13 protein-coding genes and 1 riboswitch are annotated in these 18,190 nt (G+C 31.0%); of the genes, 2 read left to right on the top strand and 11 right to left on the bottom strand.

Going from position 1 to position 18,190, the window contains the following annotated elements:
- Positions 1-87: 87 nt before the first annotated feature.
- From AYC61_RS00445 to lpdA, 4 genes are all read right to left on the bottom strand, one after another.
- Entirely contained in the window at positions 88-1,671 is a 1,584-nt protein-coding gene (locus AYC61_RS00445; protein ID WP_066495135.1) for an L-serine ammonia-lyase, iron-sulfur-dependent, subunit alpha, read from the bottom strand.
- 45 nt (positions 1,672-1,716) lie between these two features.
- On the bottom strand, positions 1,717-1,974 hold the full coding sequence (locus tag AYC61_RS00440) for a hypothetical protein (RefSeq protein ID WP_066495130.1): 258 nt from the start codon (positions 1,972-1,974) through the stop codon (positions 1,717-1,719).
- Positions 1,975-2,328: 354 nt separating this feature from the next.
- Positions 2,329-4,059, bottom strand: a complete 1,731-nt coding sequence (locus AYC61_RS00435) for a sigma-54 interaction domain-containing protein (RefSeq protein ID WP_082759706.1) — start codon at positions 4,057-4,059, stop codon at positions 2,329-2,331.
- Between the two features lie 324 nt (positions 4,060-4,383).
- A complete protein-coding gene (gene lpdA / locus AYC61_RS00430) occupies positions 4,384-5,793 on the bottom strand; it encodes a dihydrolipoyl dehydrogenase (protein ID WP_066495123.1) in 1,410 nt (469 codons plus the stop codon).
- Positions 5,794-6,009: 216 nt separating this feature from the next.
- On the opposite strand from lpdA, the gene AYC61_RS00425 reads away from it, so the two are divergent.
- A complete protein-coding gene (locus AYC61_RS00425; protein ID WP_066495121.1) occupies positions 6,010-6,342 on the top strand; it encodes a winged helix-turn-helix transcriptional regulator in 333 nt (110 codons plus the stop codon).
- 481 nt (positions 6,343-6,823) lie between these two features.
- Here AYC61_RS00425 and AYC61_RS00420 read toward each other — a convergent pair whose 3' ends face one another.
- The 4 genes from AYC61_RS00420 to AYC61_RS00405 form a co-directional block, all read right to left on the bottom strand.
- On the bottom strand, positions 6,824-7,378 hold the full coding sequence (locus tag AYC61_RS00420; RefSeq protein WP_066495109.1) for a hypothetical protein: 555 nt from the start codon (positions 7,376-7,378) through the stop codon (positions 6,824-6,826).
- 118 nt (positions 7,379-7,496) lie between these two features.
- Positions 7,497-8,324, bottom strand: coding sequence for a prephenate dehydratase (gene pheA, locus AYC61_RS00415; protein WP_066495101.1), 828 nt, complete (start codon positions 8,322-8,324; stop codon positions 7,497-7,499).
- A gap of 62 nt (positions 8,325-8,386) precedes the next feature.
- Positions 8,387-9,403, bottom strand: a complete 1,017-nt coding sequence (aroF, locus tag AYC61_RS00410; RefSeq protein ID WP_066495099.1) for a 3-deoxy-7-phosphoheptulonate synthase — start codon at positions 9,401-9,403, stop codon at positions 8,387-8,389.
- 519 nt (positions 9,404-9,922) lie between these two features.
- Positions 9,923-10,504, bottom strand: a complete 582-nt coding sequence (locus AYC61_RS00405; RefSeq protein WP_066495092.1) for a class I SAM-dependent DNA methyltransferase — start codon at positions 10,502-10,504, stop codon at positions 9,923-9,925.
- Positions 10,505-10,945: 441 nt separating this feature from the next.
- Positions 10,946-11,067, top strand: a riboswitch (molybdenum cofactor riboswitch).
- A gap of 236 nt (positions 11,068-11,303) precedes the next feature.
- Between AYC61_RS00405 and pruA the strand changes: the two genes are divergently transcribed.
- A complete protein-coding gene (pruA, locus tag AYC61_RS00400) occupies positions 11,304-12,935 on the top strand; it encodes an L-glutamate gamma-semialdehyde dehydrogenase (RefSeq protein ID WP_066495088.1) in 1,632 nt (543 codons plus the stop codon).
- A 329-nt stretch (positions 12,936-13,264) separates the two neighbouring features.
- Here pruA and hypD read toward each other — a convergent pair whose 3' ends face one another.
- From hypD to AYC61_RS00385, 3 genes are all read right to left on the bottom strand, one after another.
- A complete protein-coding gene (hypD, locus tag AYC61_RS00395; protein WP_066495085.1) occupies positions 13,265-15,625 on the bottom strand; it encodes a trans-4-hydroxy-L-proline dehydratase in 2,361 nt (786 codons plus the stop codon).
- A 3-nt stretch (positions 15,626-15,628) separates the two neighbouring features.
- Complete coding sequence (locus AYC61_RS00390) at positions 15,629-16,522, bottom strand: glycyl-radical enzyme activating protein (protein ID WP_066495083.1); 894 nt, start codon at positions 16,520-16,522, stop codon at positions 15,629-15,631.
- Positions 16,523-16,727: 205 nt separating this feature from the next.
- On the bottom strand, positions 16,728-18,119 hold the full coding sequence (locus AYC61_RS00385; RefSeq protein ID WP_066495080.1) for a sigma-54 interaction domain-containing protein: 1,392 nt from the start codon (positions 18,117-18,119) through the stop codon (positions 16,728-16,730).
- Positions 18,120-18,190 lie beyond the last annotated feature (71 nt).

Below are 18,190 nucleotides of genomic sequence, written 5' to 3'. Positions count from 1 at the left end.
TCTTCCTAACTCACATGCTATCTCTAAGTCTTTACTAATATTCCACCTATTATCACCTGTTTAAAGGATTAGTATTTTGATTTGCTTTTATAAACCTATCTGTTTTTTTAACTTTATGGCTGTAGGACAAGCAGCACAACCCCCTCTGCTTGTACATAATAGTTCTGGACCATAATTCTTAGAAACATCAACCACAACATCTAACATCTCATGGAAAGGGAAAGGTGAAATAATACCAGCTTTCGCCAATTCAGAGAACACAAAAGGTGTAGTCACCGCTGTCATCCCTCGAGCTAAACATGGTTCTCCGTTCGCTCCAGTAGCAGGATCGCAAGGCCAACCGATAGAAACTTGCATAGCTTGTGCAGCTGCACTTTCTACAGCTTCAGGAGTGCCTCCTAAGATATGTGTTAAAGCAGCAGTAGCAAAAACGAGAGCTAACCCTTGTTCACCAGCACAACCGATTACTTCACCAGTCGGTTCCGTTCTATCATAGGCGATAACACCGTATCCAGCTGCAACTAGCAAACCTTCAATGAGTTTGTCTTCACTAAATCCGTACTCTAACTGAGCTGCTCGAAGAGAAGACATAACCACTCCACCGCCAGCACCATGTGGACCAGGTACATTCAGAACTCCAGGAGCCATTGACAATACTGAAAAATAATGCTTAACTGCGTTTCTCATCATTTCAGGAAGATGAGAGTTTTCCTTCTGCCAATTAGTCAGTCTATCATATAAATCAGTACTAAATCCATAACAGTGGTAGTAATTGCCAAAATCTTCCTGGGCCATACACTCAACCTGACGAATCATTAATCGAGATAAATAGCGCATCTTTTCAATTATTTCATCCCTGCTCATACCAGATGCAGCAATTTGGTAGTCTATAGCTACTTCATGCATAGGTTTATTAGTCTCTTTACATAACTTAACCCATTCAGTTCCCGTTTTAAACAGCTGAGGCTTAACGCGTACGGTAAGAGGCGTAGGTAACAGATAAGGAATAAGATATACCTTGCACTCTGGATAATTCTTCTTTATTTCTTCTATTGGTGGAATAATTTCAGCTTTAAAGAAATAAGCCGTTCCACTTTCATTAGAACTTGAACGACACTCCAAAACTCCATCCAGGTAAGTTTTCACTTTGTCCATGAAATTAGAATCATGAGACTCTTTTACGAGGATCAATAAATTAGATTCCCCATTATAAATGTAATCAAAGCCCATAATCTTTTTAGTCTGAATCATACCACCACCGATTGAATCACCAACAACACTATGAACCTTTCCATCAGATGTAGTAATTTCAAACTTCATTGAATTCAAGTGATCAGATTCTTTCATCACTCCTTTGGTGAATTTTACCTCAACTTCTTGCTCTTTGGCGATGTGGTGACAATCATTTCTTTTCAGATCGTCTACAGGCATCCCAAGACCACCTGCAAGCATCCCAATATCTTCACTCATAATCCCAAATGTTCCGGCAAAAGATCCTTCTGAGTCCATTATAACTTCTATTTTTGTAATTTTTTTACCCTCAGTTAACGCATTTGTTGCTAAACCTAATCTCTGAGGACCTGCTAAATGCGAACTGGATCCGGCTATCATAACCGGTCCAAAAACATCATTAAAAAAACTAGGATATAATTCTACATTATTCATTTTCATTCGCACTCTCTTCCATTTTTTTATATAATTTTTTTCACTTTTTGTTTATTGCTTTTTTATATCTTTAATAATCACTAGAACTAATAGTAGTGAACTAGCATACCCTGTTGTTGAGTAAATGATATTTGATAATTTTGCAAAAGATAATGCCATATAGCCCAGTCCACATAGAACAGCAGTATGCAAACTTGAACCTGTCAGCATAATAGGACCAAAAACATCATTATCTATCATCTCATGTAATTTACTTATCAGGTGTTTGCAAAATTCTACACCTTTTTGTTGAATCTTTTTTTGCTTCATTTAAAAACCGTTTTCTCACAAAGTTTTAACTTTCTCCCCTTTCACTAGTCCAATTCAATATTTGTATTTCATATACTGTCATTAATATTAATTAGCAAATTCCATGCCAAAACAAATTGCTAGATATTTCAACGTTCAGAACCAAATGCAAACAAAATCCTTGCACAGATGCAATACTATTTATTGCATTTGTGCAAGGATTAGCTCTTTTAAAATATTAATGAATCCTTTTTTTAGTTTTCTGTATATTATATAGCTCTATATTCAATGCTTTCATGCTCTATTATTGTGTAGTATTAATGAATAGCTTGACTTTAAGGAAAAGCAAAATCATTGCATTCTTGCAAGGATAGACTATTCTTCAATATCAGCACGGTCTCTTTTGAGTTTTCTGTGTATAGTAGATGGATTTACATTCAATGCCTTCGCAGCATTCACTATTGTGCCATGCTCAAAAATAGCTCGACTTATTAACTGTTGATCAACTATTCTATAAGCTTTTGCTAATGGCATTAATTCATTTACTTGTATTTCAGTATTAGTATTTTCTAATTTAAATTGATCCTCAAGATGCAATATTATTTCTAAGTCCTTTGTCTCAATCTCATTTTTCTTTGCTAGAATTACAATTCGTTCAACAACATTTTTAAGTTCTCTTACATTCCCTGGCCAAGGATAATTATATAGTTTTATCATTGCCTCTGAATTTATTTTTACTTTACGATTGTATTTTTGGTTGAATTGAGTCAAAAAGTGATTTATTAATGGTAAAATGTCATCTTTTCTATCTTTTAGTGGAGGAACGCAGATTGGAACTATGCTTAATCTATAATACAAATCTTGTCTGAAAAATTTTTCATTTTTCAATTGCGATTTTGTTAAATTAGTAGCGCAAATGTACCGTATATCAATGGGAATTAAATCATTTCCTCCTAATCTTTTTATATTATTCTCTTGAATAACCCTTAGAAGTTTTCCTTGCATCTTCAATGGCAATTCTCCGATTTCATCAAGAAAGATAGTACCACTATTTGCTATTTCAAATAATCCTTTTTTACCACCTTTTTTTGCTCCCGAGAAAGCTCCTTCTTCATAACCGAACAATTCAGATTCTAATAATTCAGATGGTATAGCAGCACAGTTTATTGCAACAAAAGGCATTTCTGATCTCATACTATTTTGATGTATATATTTAGCAATTTCTTCTTTACCTACCCCAGATTCTCCCGTTATAAATACTGACGAATCTGTATTTGCTACCCTCGAAGCTAGATAAAGTACATCTTCAATTTGGGTGCTAGCAAAAATTATTTTCTTTGTATGATTCATCTTTTGTAGCTTATTTAATTTCTTGAGATATTCATTTTTTACAATTTCTACTTCTCTTAATTCTTCCCTAAGGTTTACAATATCTGTTACATCTTTAGCTGCTTCGATAACTTTTATCAATTCATTTCCAGAATTAAATATTGGAGTTGTTTTACAGTGTATAACGGTTCCATTTGAAAAAGCAACTTTTTGCTCAACCATCTTCTTTTGTTTGATTGCTTCTGGCGTTACAGCATTGTATATTCCCAATTTATTAATAACAGACTGAACTTTTTGACCAACATATGAATCTAGTTTTCTACCAACTAATTTTTCTACTTCCTTATTGCCTTTCAAAAATACACCATTACCATCATATATTGCTACCTTTTCACTGATATTTTCAATTACTTCATCTAACACCGAAGACGTCATGGATGTTTGATCAAAAATATACAGAAATGCTAAATCATTATTACTAATATTCAATTTATAGACATTAACTGAAAAGGATATATTCTTAATAATTAAAGTCCTATTATGAAATTTTGATGTTCCTAACATGTTGTTAGAAAATAGAGGGTCTATATGATTGACTTTGAGTTGATCAGGCATACTGCAAAGTTGTATTATTTTCTCAGCTGATTTGTTTGTTACAACTATTTCCCCAGTTTCATTTACTAGTAAAACTGGATTTGCTATTTGATTAATAAAATGGATAAGCATTTCTTCCATCCTCATACCATTCCTTTCACATAATTTAATTTGATCTGTCATAATTTTACTTTATTTTGTATAATTTAATATCTTTATATTAATTAAAGTCTTATAACCTTATTATAACTTTTTTCTTATTTATTTTACAGTTAACTCAGTAGAGTAAATTGAATTTTTTAAACTCATCCCTCACTAAACATGCACTATTAAAAGCTCACGGACATCGAATCCCTTCGCTTTGATCCGATTTCTCTCCGAAAAATGACCTACAATAAAAAAAGAGATCAAAAAAACTGACCCCTTTCTTAGCAAATACAAATTGTCTTTTTTAATTCTCATTTTCTATCAATAAGTGCAATTCCTGTGTCTAGTCAAACAAATTTTCTACTTTGGCATACTAGCCATAAACTCTTGAGTAGAACTAAATGGTTGTCCTTTAAGTACTGCAAACCAAACGCTCTCTGATAAAGTTGGATGTGCATGAACTGTATTTTTTAAATCATTAATAGTCAATCCATGAGTCACAGCCAGTGTTAATTCGTGAATTAATTCTGTTGCACCCTTTCCTACAATACTTGCACCAAGAACTACTCCATCATCTGATTTATATATAAGTTTAATACGGCCTTCAGTAGCATGTTCAATAACTGTCTTACCATTCATAGCCATAGGAAAGTTGATGACTTTGATTTTTTCATATGCTTTATGAGCCTCTGCTTCTGTTAGCCCTACAGAAGCAATTTCTGGTTTAGTATATACAACTCTTGGTGCAACTTTGTTATTGTATGGTATACTTCCAGGCTGCATCATATTAGTTGTAATAATCATGCTTTCATAGGCAGCTGTATGTGCAAGCATGAGAGTAGGAACCACATCACCGGCTGCATAAATATGTGGTACATTCGTTTGTAAATAATCATTTACTTTAATAAAACCTTTATCAACCTCGATGTCTGTATTTTCTAGTCCAAGATCATCAGTATTTGGTTGTCTTCCTACGCCTATTAGAACTTTATCAAATGAAGCTCCATCAGAATAACTCCCAGTAAATGTACAAATAACTTTACCATCTCCTACCTCTGCCTTTTCTATACTTGTAGCAGGATATATACCAATCCCTCTTTTGCTAAACAAGTCTTGGACCATCATGCTTGTGTCAACATCTTCATTTGGCATTACTCTAGGTGCTGCTTCTATCAAGGTTACATCAGAACCATAGCTTTTATAAATTGATGCAAACTCAAGACCAATCACACCACCACCAACGACTAGTAATTTTTCAGGGATGACATTATTATCTAGTAATTCATCACTAGTGCAAACATATTGACCATCAATTTCAATACCTGGTATTAATCTAGGTCGAGACCCTGTCGCAATAACGAATTGATTACCAGTAACGCGTTCTATAGAACCATCAGTATGCATTACTTCAACTTCATCATTACTAACAAAACGTCCATGTCCGAATATAATCTCAGCAGAAGTATGTTTTTGATGCATACTACCTAGCTTGTTCACCAACATTTCTTTCATATTATGAATTTGTTCCATATTAGGCTCTATAGATGAAATTTTCACACCAAATTCATGGGCTTTTTTTCCTGATTCAATAACCTCAGCTACCTTTACTAAGTGTTTTGTTGGCATACACCCTTTGTTAACGCAGACACCACCAAATGCATTAGGATTCTCTTCAATCAAACATACTCTTTTATTGGACTGTGAGAGTATTGTGCATACTTCTATACCAGCTGGACCACTCCCTAAAACAACAACATCAAACTTTTTCATTATATTTTCCCTCCATATTGACTTAGTTTTAATAAAATGATAACATAATTTTAAAACAAAGCAACTACGCACTTTATTGTCACCTAGTCACCTATTTGTTACCTACTAACATTTTGGGAACCGTGGTAACTCTATAAAATGTGCGTATAAACATAAAGACTATTTTTAAATATTCACCATTTCAAACTACTTATTAATTAATAGAAGGAGACTCATATGCATAGATATAATCAGGACTATGTAAGCTTAGCCCTAAGCGTTATTGGTGGTAAATGGAAATTTACAATCCTTTGGCATTTACGAGAAGATCCAAAAAGATTTAACGAACTATTAAGATCTATTCCAAATATCACTAAAAAGATGTTGGTACAGCAACTAAGACAACTTGAAAATGATCAAATAGTTCACCGTGAAGTTCATAATATTGTACCACCAAAGGTGGAATATTCCATCACTGAATACGGTGCCACTTTATGTCCAGTTTTACAAGCACTTCATAATTGGGGAGAACAACATCAACAACTAATAGAACTTGAATCAAAAAAATGATAACTTAGCATAACAAAACGGATAGAAACAAGCTAAAATCTTGAATTTCTATCCATTTGTTATACTAATTATTAATTAATTCTCACATTGGAGCCTATTTTGAATAGATTTCAGCTTTTTTAGTAACTGCTTTTTTGAAAATTAATTGTTTACTTAATAATCACAATATTAATTCATTCCTTTTCCCAAGTATTTCATCATACTTAAAAATCATCTTAAATACAATGGTTCTCTTGAGTTTTTATCACATTTCATGCATTTTAATGCTTCTTGCTTTTCCTCATCATCACTCTAGCTACTGAATTAATGTATATTTTTCTTTCCGAAAGATTTTTATCAGCTTCCTTCAGACCCTTCGTTATCTAAAACACTCTTGCTTACAGCTATTCTTCCCATAAAAAATACCTCCAAGTAGATAGTCTATTTTTAATTAGTTAGACTGTCTACCTTGGAAGTATCATATCAATTCAGGTCCTTAATTTTATTTTCCTAATTTTTCTTTGATATAAGCTTCAGCTCGTTTTCTATCTTTTGCATCTATTTGTATAACTATTTTTCTACTTTTGCCACCCAAAAACTTAAATTTACCTTGTGTAACCTTAGTAGTAAATGTCAAATTATAATATCTTAAAACACCTTTTCTCTTATCTTTTGATTGTTTAGAACCCCATTTACAATCTTCTATTCTATCCCATACAAAACTACCTTCTTGAGTACTAATTCCTCTTTCATTGATGTGATCCCTGTCCAAAGCTCTTAAAATCCAAAAAACTCCTATACTTAACCATAAAAAAGTGTTCATTAAATAAGCAGAACCATTTTTAATATCTTCTATATTAGCTCTGTAATTTAAGTATCCTCTAAAATACTTATAGGCTATAAAAAAGAATATTAAAGATATAAAAATTAAGAAACCATTAGATCTTCTAATTGACTTAACAAACGCTCTTTTTTCTTTTAAACTTATTACAAATCTAAAACTTATAACACTAATAATGAGAGCTAAAAAAACAATCATATCTACAGTTATTTTCAAATTACTTCGTCCTTTCTTTTATAAATTATGCCAATTATTCATTGTCTCTACATATTATTATACTCTTTTGACCAGTATTTACAAGTAATCTTTGAAAATAACGCTTTTATAATACCAATTATCCATTGTATGATTTATAGTTTCCTAATAATTTATAATGACAACTGTTTTCTTTAATATTTTTTAATGCATCTATTACTACACTATTATTTAAATTGCCCTCAAAATCTATATGAAATAAATATTCCCATGGTTTATCTTTTATAGGTCTAGATTCAATCTTTAACAAGTTGATACTGTTTTCTGAAAAATGCTTTAATATATTGCACAATGCTCCCGCTTTATGGGGTACAGATACAACTATACTAATCTTGTCATTACTTACTTTCCTAACCAAATTACTTCCTATCACAATAAATCTAGTATAATTTGAATTATTACTATTAATATTAGATGAAAGTACTGCCAAATCATAAATCTCAGAAGCTTTTATACTAGCAACAGCAGCCTTAGTCTTATCATTACATTCACTTATATACTTTGCACTGGCAGCAGTATTTGTATATGGTATTAAATCCCAATTGTTAGATTGCAAATATTCTTCACTCTGCATTATAGCCTGCGGATGAGAATAAACATACCTAATATCTTCAAGCTTAGTCCCCTTCACACCCAAAAGATTATGTTCGATTTTTATACAAACTTCATCTATTATATAATACCCATACTTTATCAATAAATCATATACAGTAGCTACACCACCAGTAGTTGAGTTTTCAATAGGTAAGATACCACATATTGCTTTTCCTTGTTCAAGGGAATCAAAAACATCACAAAAATGTTTACAAGCTAATGCATTACTACTATTATGAGTATACTTTAATGCAGCAATATTTCCAAAAGAACCTGCTACCCCTTGATACGCTATATCATAAACTTCTCTCATGTTATTTCTCCTTTAACCAAGATTATTCATATAACTCCCCATGAATAATCTTGGTTTATTATTTACCCTATTTTTTTATCCTCAATTTCAAGCATCTTATTCAATTTATTCATTAATGTTTTAAATTTTTCAGGTTTCAATGACTGCTGACCGTCACATTTTGCATTAGCAGGATCATTATGAACTTCTACCATCAAACCATCAGCTCCAACAGCTAATGCTGCCTTTGCTAGAGGCTCAACTAACCACCATAATCCACCAGCATGACTTGGGTCAACTATTACAGGTAAATGACTATGTTTCTTAATAACTGGTATAGCACTTAAATCTAAAGTATTTCTTGTATATTTTTCAAACGTTCTTATACCTCTTTCGCACAAAATAATATTTTCATTTCCCTCTGACATAATATACTCTGCTGCCATTAATAACTCCTGTATTGTTGCTGACATACCTCTTTTAAGTAATATAGCCTTTTTGGTCATACCTACTTCTTTTAGTAAATCAAAATTTTGCATATTTCTAGCACCTATTTGTATAATATCAACATCATCAATAAATTTATCCAAGTATTTTGGAGACATAAGCTCAGTAACAATCGGTAAACCTGTCTCTTTCTTTGCAAGCTTTAGAAGCTCTAGACCATCTAATTCCATACCTTGAAAGCTGTAAGGTGATGTTCTAGGTTTAAATGCTCCACCTCTTAATATTGATGCTCCTGCACTTTTTACTTCCTTAGCAATGGAAACAATTTGTTCCTCACTTTCTACAGAACATGGACCTGCCATAACAGTAAAATGACCTTGTCCAATTTTTCGCCCGCAAATATCTATTATTGTATCCTCTGGATGAAATAATCTATTAACCTTTTTGTATGGCTCTTGAACATGTATTATTTTTTCCACATTTTCATTAGCATTAAGTAAATCTGGATCAATATTACTTGTATCTCCAACAAGACCAATTAAATAATAAGTCTGCCCTTTAAACTCACATATTTCACATCCTAATTCTTTCATTTTCCTCTTGATTTTGTTCACATTTTCTTGTTTTTCTTCGCTTTTTATAACTATTAACATTTTTTCATCCTCCTTATGCTTTAATGCATTATATTGTTAAAGTAATTTGGTTGCTATAGTACTTCTTCTTATGTTTTTTGATATTTAAAAAGAAGCTCTAATGAGCTTCTTCATATAATCAATTTTTAATATATTTATTTTATGTTATTAAATATATTGATATATATAAATGTCATTAGAAAGAAATTGTTTGATTTTTTTACAAAACAAATAGCTAGCGCTAAAAAAGTTAAAAAAGCCCCAGAAAAAGTTAAAGAAAAAGTTAAATTCAAATTGTTTTGTATTTGTCTTTCTAATGTCTAACATTCTTATTCCTCCTATTGTACATATATAGCAGTAAACACTTCAATCAATATTTTAGTTCCCTGCTTAATAAATATATTGTTTATGATTATAACAAAATCCCTACTAAAGTCAATAGATTTTTTTTATTTTTTATAGATTAGTCTGAAAATTTGAAAAGTTCAACTTTTTTAAGTAAATATCTTTTTGTTTTATTTATTCATAAAAAAAGTCAATTTATTTCTCACATCTAAAACTGAAAAATTCAGTATCCTCTATAATCACATTGGTAAAATTATATTTTTTACATAAATTATTTATAGTCAAATCATTTGGTATTCCATCCTCGTCAGCATGATATCCAATTTTTTGACGATATAATCTTAAACCTTCTCTAGTTCTAGCATGTGCAATGACAAATTTTCCACCTTTATTTAAATGTTTATATGATTTATCAAATACTACATCTAAATTATTAAAATGAGGAATACTATTAAAAATAATTATGTAATCAAATGTTTCATTTAATTTTATTTCCTTATCATAATCACAACATATGTTCTCAACATTAGGGAATTTTTTATTCAATTCCTCAAGCATTTTTTCAGAAATATCTATTGCTAGATATCTTTTTAAGTTTATATCCTTTAATACAACATATAATACTCCCGTTCCTGCACCTACATCTAATAAAGCTGAACCTTCACTCACATTTATATCTGATATTAACTTTTTCATAATTTCTAATTTTTCATTTGATATATCTTTAGTCCATTTCTTGTAAGTTTGATTAAAATATTCTTTTTGATTTTCTATCATTCTTCACCCTTTTGTATATATTCCTTTCTTTAATTGTTTTTAAGAATTCAACTTATTAATTTGATATTATTCTATTTATAATACTCAAAGTAACTTATCTAAGTATAACATATTATAACAATAGGTCTATAGAAATTTATAAAAATAGGTTTTGTATCATACTCTTATATATTTTTATCAAGACAATAAATTCAGGCAGATAATTTCGTACTAAAATATGGGCTCTTTTATCTATACTGTAAATATTCTCAAAAGTTATTGAATATGTAGCAATAAAAATATATAATGTTTATGTGTTTTAAACAGATCCTAAGTAACTAACTTGAGTAAGCTAGATTACTATACAACATATCTTGAACAATATTTCTAAAGCATTATCGTAAATAAAGCTTGAGTAAGTTACAATTACACATCTACATTAATAAATATTAACAAAATTTAATAAATACTTCTCTTCGAGTTTCTCTATCTAAAGACAACACGTCCATGATTCTGAAACCGATAGGGTACAATTAGAAATGATTGTGCCTCCCAGTGTGGAAAGAAGAGATAATAATAGAGTATGACTAATATAAGGACTAAATTGATGTTTAGTTAAATAAGTTGTTTGCTATTAATTTGTATTTATAGATATCGTAATATATGTAGTTTATATTTTCTTGTCTTTGCTTAAATATTTTCTAAACATTTTTAAATTAGCCATTGTATTTAGCCTTATTTGTATTGCTCAAATATTATCTTCTTTTTGATAGACAACTGGTGTATCACTTTAAAGTTTATTATAAAGGAGGATTTTTTTATGTCTAATGCTTATTTTAAATTAGAAAAACCAAAAAATGAACCAGTATTTTCATATGCAAAGGGAAGTACCAAAAGAATTGAACTTAAGAATAAACTCAAAGAATTAAAGCAAAAAGAAATTGAAATTCCTTTGATAATTGGGGGAAAAGAAATAAAAACTGGTAATACAAGACAATGTGTAATTCCACATGATAAAAATCATGTACTTGCTACATATCATATGGCAGGCGAAAAGGAAGTAAAAATGGCAATTGAAGCTGCTATGAAAGCAAAAAAAGAATGGGACAAAATGCCATGGGAGCATAGAGCATCAATATTTTTAAAAGCTGCTCAGTTATTAGCAGGACCATGGAGATATACTTTAAATGCTGCTACAATGCTTGGACAAAGCAAAACTGCCTATCAAGCAGAAATTGATTCAGCTTGCGAATTAATTGACTTTTTAAGATTTAACACTTATTTTATGTCTGAGATTTATAGCGATCAGACTGCTTCTTCTATCAATACTTGGAATAGATTAGAATACAGAGGTCTTGAAGGATTTGTTTTCGCTGTAACACCATTTAATTTCACTGCCATAGGAGGGAATTTATGTATATCCCCTGCTATGATGGGAAACGTAGTACTTTGGAAACCATCTCATACAGCAGTATATTCTAATTACTTATTTATGAAATTATTGCAGGAAGCAGGATTACCAGATGGCGTTATCAATTTTATACCTGGAGCTGGAAGCTTAATTGGAAACATTGTTTTTGATAGCGAATGGTTTGCAGGAGTACATTTCACAGGCTCAACTGGTGTATTTAATACAATGTGGCAGTCTATTGGTAAAAATATTTCTAAATATAGATCATATCCCAAAATTGTAGGAGAAACTGGAGGTAAGGATTTTGTATTTGCACATAATCTAGCAGATATTGATGCTCTTAGTATTGCTTTGATTAGAGGTGCATTTGAATATCAAGGACAAAAATGCTCAGCTGCATCTCGTGCCTATATACCTGAAAGCATATGGCCTATTTTAAAAAATAAACTAATTGATGAAGTTTCAACCATTAAAATAGGTGATATTGATGATTTCACTAATTTCATGAGCGCTGTAATAGATAAAAAATCCTTTGATAATATTAAATCATATATAGATTATGCGAAAGCTTCTGATGAAGCTGAAATAATATGTGGTGGAGAGTGTGATGATAGTATTGGTTATTTTGTTAAACCAACTATCATAGTAACAACTAATCCGAATTTCAAAACAATAACAGAAGAAATTTTCGGCCCAGTACTTACTATATATGTTTATAAGGATGATGCTCTCGAAGAAACTCTTAAGTTATGTAATGAATCAACGCCTTATGGATTAACAGGGTCTATTTTTTCTCAAGATAGAAATGCAATTATTAAAATGGGAAATCTACTTTACTATGCAGCGGGTAATTTATACATCAATGACAAGCCTACAGGAGCAGTTGTAGGACAGCAACCATTTGGAGGCTCAAGGGCTTCAGGAACAAATGATAAAGCTGGCAGCAAATTGAATTTATTAAGATGGACAAACCCAAGGGTTATAAAAGAAACCTTTAATCCAGCTAAGGATTATAAGTATCCATTTATGGACGAAAAATAAAAGGGTTGTCTCAAAATGGTAAATTTCTGCGTTAATGAAATATTTCACGACTAATCATGAGTAGAGAACAGAAATCTATGATTTCTTGTGAATCACTTATTCCTAGGAGCGAAGTGAGTAGTGAGCTACATCATAGTACGCTCATATCTGTAAGCAGAGAACCTAAATCTTTGATTTAGTATGAATCGCTTACTCAGAGGAAGAATGAGTCTGAGTTTCAATTAATATAAAAATGCCTTGAACTTCACTCATTTTGATACAACCCAAGGACACAAAATATTTTAAAACAACCCGATGACTAAAAAATGTTAGTCACCCGGTTTTAAAAGTTAAAACTCTTTATGTTCAGTTCTAGTTATTATTTCATCTTGGAGTGCTTTATTTAGATTATTAAAATAATCACTATATCCCGCTACACGTACAATAAGATTTTTATATTTATCAGGACATTTTTGTGCATCTCTTAACGTTTCAGCATCAATAACATTGAATTGAAGATGATGCCCATCTAATTTAAAATATACACGTATTAAATCTTTCATTCTACTAAGACCTTTTTGCCCTCTCAATATTTGTGGTGTGAATTTTTGATTTAATAATGCTCCTCCAGTTCTAAGCTGATCCATTTTAGATGCCGATTTTATAACAGCTGTTGGTCCATTCTTATCAGCACCTTGAACTGGAGAAATACCTTCTGATAATGGTACTTTTGCCTTTCTTCCATCTGGAGTAGCCCCTATTACACTACCAAAATAAACGTGACATGTCGTTGGAAGCATTTCTATTCTGTAAGTTCCTCCATTTATCGTATTTCTACCATCTACTGCATTATAAAAAATATCAAAAACCTTTTTCATTAAATCATCAGCATAATCATTGTCATTACCATACTTTGGTGTTTTATTTAATAATATCTGTCTTAATTTTTCATCACCCACAAAATCCTGCTTTAAAGCTGTCATTAAATCACTCATTTTTATAGTTTTATTATCAAACACATGATACTTAATAGCTGATAAAGAATCTGTTATAGTTCCTATTCCTACACCTTGTATATATCTTGAATTATACCTAGCACCACCAGCATTATAGTCTTTACCCTTGCTAATACAATCATCAATAATAATAGACATAAAAGGAGCTGGCATGTATTTAGCATAAAGCTTTTCTATCATGTTATTTCCTCTAATCTTTATATCAATAAAGTATTTAACCTGTTTTTCAAAAGCTTCTAATAATTCATCTAGTGTACTAAATTCATCTATTTTCCCTGTCTCTAAACCTATCAATCTTCCAGTCCCTATATCTAACCCATTATTTAGTGTAATTTCTAATACTTTAACTAGATTAAAATATCCAGTCAATATATAGGCTTCTCTGCCAAAACATCCTACTTCTACACAACCACTAGTTCCTCCACACCTTGCATCTTGAATACTTTTACCTTGTCTGATTAACTCTTTAACAACAGCATCTGTATTAAATACAGAAGGAAATCCCATTCCTTCCCTTATAACTTCACATGCCTTTATTATAAACTCATCAGGATTTTTTCTACTTATTTGTACATTAGTACTAGGCTGCAAAAGTCTCATCTCTTTTATTATTTCAAGTAATAAATATGAAACTTCATTAACTCCATCTGAGCCATCTGGTTTTATTCCACCAATATTTATATTACAAAAATCAGTATATGTGCCGCTCTCCTCTAGAGTTATGCCTACTTTAGGTGGAGCTGGCTGGTTGTTAAACTTAATCCAAAAACACTCTAATAACTCTTTTGCAGCTTCACTGGTTAAAGTACCTTGCTCTATATCCTTTTTATAAAAAGGATATAAATGTTGATCTAATTTACCCGGACAAAATGAATCCCATGTATTTAATTCTGTAATTACACCCAAATGAACAAACCAATACATTTGTAGGGCTTCTCTAAAAGTTCTAGGTGGATTAGCTGGAACGTAATCACATATCTTTGTTATTTCCTCTAATTCTCGTTTTCTTCTTTCATTGCTTTCTTTGCCTGCAAGCTCATTAGCTAATACAGCATGACGTTTAGCAAATATTATTAGAGCATCACAACATATGCTCATAGCTTTTAATTGTTCTTGTTTTTCATAAGCATCTATATCATTTATATAATCTAGTTCTTTGAGTTTTTCGTTAATATCATCTTTAAAACCTAAAAATCCTTTTTTGTATATCTTGTCATCTGCAACAGTATGTCCAGGCGCTCTCTGCTCCATGAACTCTGTGAATATGCCTGCATTATAACAAGCCTTCCATTTATCACTCATTTGATTAAATATTAGATCTCTCATTGATCTGTTCTGCCAAAACGTCATGATTTCTAAACGTTCTACTTTCTTTACTTCGTCGCTTACTTTAAATGATATCTTTTTTCTATCATTCATAACTTCTAAGTCTTCTACAGTATGACAGCATAATTCCGGATATGTCGGTGTAGCTTGTGGCTTTGTTCCTCTTTCTCCTACTATAAGTTCATCTTCATTTATGCAAATAGTCTTGTTTTCCATCAGATATTTAAATGTAAGTGCTCTTAGAACAGGAACAGAAACTTTACCTTCATATTTTTTATAAGCCTCTGTAACAATTCTGGCTCTCTCAATAGTAATACACGGTACTGATGATAAACTTTGCTCTCTTAGTTTTTTTACTCTTTCATTCATATTCTATCCCCCGATATTAATATTTAAATGATACTTTCCTAAATAACAAGCTATTTTCTCCATAGTTACTTTGGATGGAGGTTTAATATCTTTTAATTTATATCTCATGCCTAGTCTTTTATATTTATCCATGAACATGTTGTGGTAAGGCAATATATAAACATTCTTTAACCCTAATGATTCCAAAAACTCACCAGTATCTGATAAATTTTTATAATCATCATTTACAGTAGGTATAATCGGTAAACGAACCCAAATATCTTTGTTTAAAGCTGATAATTTCTTTAAATTATTCAATACCAGCTTATTACTTACTCCAGTAAATTTTTTATGCTTACTTTCATCCATATGTTTGATATCATACAAAAATAAATCTACATTATTATTAACTTTTAATAAAGCTTCCCAACTACAATAGCCAGAAGTATCAACTGTTGTATGAATCCCCTTATCATGACACCTGCTTAAAACTTCCTCTAAAAAATCTGCTTGCATTAAAGGTTCACCTCCAGAAAAAGTAACCCCTCCGCCAGATTCTTCATAAAAAACTTTATCTTTAACAATCTCATTCATGATTTCTTCTACATTCATTTGCTTGCCTACCATCTCCAAAGCTTCTGTAGGACAGTTAAGAGTACATTTACCACATAAAGTACAACTATTCATATCTATTTTGAGTTCTTTAGTTATACAATCCATTTCGCACATGTCTATGCATGTATAGCAATGAATACATTTATTTTTATTATAGATAATAGCTTTTTTTTCATTTTGACTCTCTGGATTATGACACCACCAGCAGTTTAAAGGACAACCTTTAAAAAATATCGTTGTTCTTATCCCCGGTCCATCATTAATACAATATCTTTGAATGTTAAAAACAACTCCATTTTTCACTTCATCACCCCTAGTAATTTTTATTATTGGAGCTTTTTAATAACTTATAATGCATAAATAATACCAATATTTAACCCAAATTTCTTTCCAAAAAAACAAGCATAATAATAAGTAGTTGTAGCTATCAAAGCTAAAACGACTTATTATTATGCTCTTACATCTCATTTTTTGTATCATTTTTTTGACAGTTTTTGTCCCATTTTTTTTACACATCAATTCCATGTTTGTTTATTTTGTTATATAACGTTTGTCTTGGTACTCCTAACATTCTAGCAGCCCTTGAATAATTTCCTTTAGCTCTATGAATTGCTTTTTCTATTAATTCTTTCTCATATTGATTCATAGCATCCTTCAATAATGGCATATTATCTTTATCGTCATTTTTCTGTACATGATTTAAATTAATAATATGCATTGGTAAATCTTCTACGTCAATCTGTGTTTTATCCGTAAAATTCATAATACTTTCAATAGTGTATTTTAGTTCTCTAATATTCCCAGGCCAGTTATATTTCACTAAGCATTTTATACAATCATTTGTAACATGTTTTACATTTTTGTGTAACGTTTTGTTATAAAGCTTTATAAACTTATTTGTTAACAGTTCTATATCATCTTTTCTTTCTCGTAGTGGAGGAAGCTTTAAGGATATAACATTTAATCTATAAAATAAATCCTCCCTCAAGGTTTTATCTTTAACTGCTATTAAAGGATCTTGATTGGTAGCTGCAACTACCCTAACATCTACAGTTATCGTTTTAGCACCACCTACTCTCCTAACAACTCCATCTTGTAAAACCCTTAACAGTTTCGCTTGTAATTCCATATCCATAGAACTTATTTCATCTAAGAAAAGAGTCCCACCATCAGCTAATTCAAATAAACCAGGTTTATCCTTAGCCCCTGTAAAACTACCTAAACTAGTCCCGAATATTAAGCTTTCTAGCAAATCTCTTGGAATAGCGGCACAATTTTGAGCAATAAATGGTTTATGCTTTCTGGTTAAACTGGCATTATGCATCCCTTGTACAAACAACTCTTTACCTGTTCCTGTTTCTCCATATATTAATACTGGCGAACTACTGTCTGCTATTTTTTTGACTTTAGCTTTTAAATTCTGTATAGTACTGTTTTGACCATATATATCATCTAAAGTATACTTTGTGCCGTTTCCAATATAATTTTTCAATTTATTCTTTTTGAATAATTCTTCTCTTAATAAAAGAACTTTCTCTGATAAATTCTTCATATCATTAAGACTTTTGTATATCTCAAGCGCTCCACAAATCTCACCATTTTCATATAATGGTATAGTACTCGTAACTGTAGAAACCTGTTCACCTCTATAATTCATGTAAGTTTGTACATAATTAATTAACGGCCTTTTATTTTTGAGTACATAGTAAAAAGTACTCGTTTCAGGTGTTAAATCCGGAAAAATATCTAGTATATTCTTGCCAACAGCATCTTTTGGCTCAATACCTGCAATATCAGTTGTTGGCTCATTATAAAAAGTCACATCAGCCTCTGTATTTACAACTAATACTCCTTCATCTAAGTATTCCAATATTGATTCTAAAAGATATTTATAATCCATATTCTTTACCCCTTTTAGTTTATTTATATGTAAAAAGCACAGGACTAACAATATTATTTATCAGTATACTG

The organism is Abyssisolibacter fermentans (assembly GCF_001559865.1).
GTDB lineage: Bacteria > Bacillota > Clostridia > Tissierellales > MCWD3 > Abyssisolibacter > Abyssisolibacter fermentans.
This window is presented reverse-complemented; position numbering and strand designations above follow the sequence as displayed.

What these genes read in the sequence shown, in the direction of transcription:
- pheA (WP_066495101.1), bottom strand. Translation starts at nt 8,324, where the DNA reads ATGAGAGAAGTTTATGATATAGCGTATCAAGGGGTAGCAGGTTCTTTT.
- AYC61_RS00445 (WP_066495135.1), bottom strand. Translation starts at nt 1,671, where the DNA reads ATGAAAATGAATAATGTAGAATTATATCCTAGTTTTTTTAATGATGTT.
- pruA (WP_066495088.1), top strand. Translation starts at nt 11,304, where the DNA reads ATGTCTAATGCTTATTTTAAATTAGAAAAACCAAAAAATGAACCAGTA.
- AYC61_RS00405 (WP_066495092.1), bottom strand. Translation starts at nt 10,504, where the DNA reads ATGATAGAAAATCAAAAAGAATATTTTAATCAAACTTACAAGAAATGG.
- AYC61_RS00440 (WP_066495130.1), bottom strand. Translation starts at nt 1,974, where the DNA reads ATGAAGCAAAAAAAGATTCAACAAAAAGGTGTAGAATTTTGCAAACAC.
- AYC61_RS00385 (WP_066495080.1), bottom strand. Translation starts at nt 18,119, where the DNA reads ATGGATTATAAATATCTTTTAGAATCAATATTGGAATACTTAGATGAA.
- AYC61_RS00435 (WP_082759706.1), bottom strand. Translation starts at nt 4,059, where the DNA reads ATGACAGATCAAATTAAATTATGTGAAAGGAATGGTATGAGGATGGAA.
- hypD (WP_066495085.1), bottom strand. Translation starts at nt 15,625, where the DNA reads ATGAATGAAAGAGTAAAAAAACTAAGAGAGCAAAGTTTATCATCAGTA.
- aroF (WP_066495099.1), bottom strand. Translation starts at nt 9,403, where the DNA reads ATGTTAATAGTTATAAAAAGCGAAGAAAAACAAGAAAATGTGAACAAA.
- lpdA (WP_066495123.1), bottom strand. Translation starts at nt 5,793, where the DNA reads ATGAAAAAGTTTGATGTTGTTGTTTTAGGGAGTGGTCCAGCTGGTATA.
- AYC61_RS00425 (WP_066495121.1), top strand. Translation starts at nt 6,010, where the DNA reads ATGCATAGATATAATCAGGACTATGTAAGCTTAGCCCTAAGCGTTATT.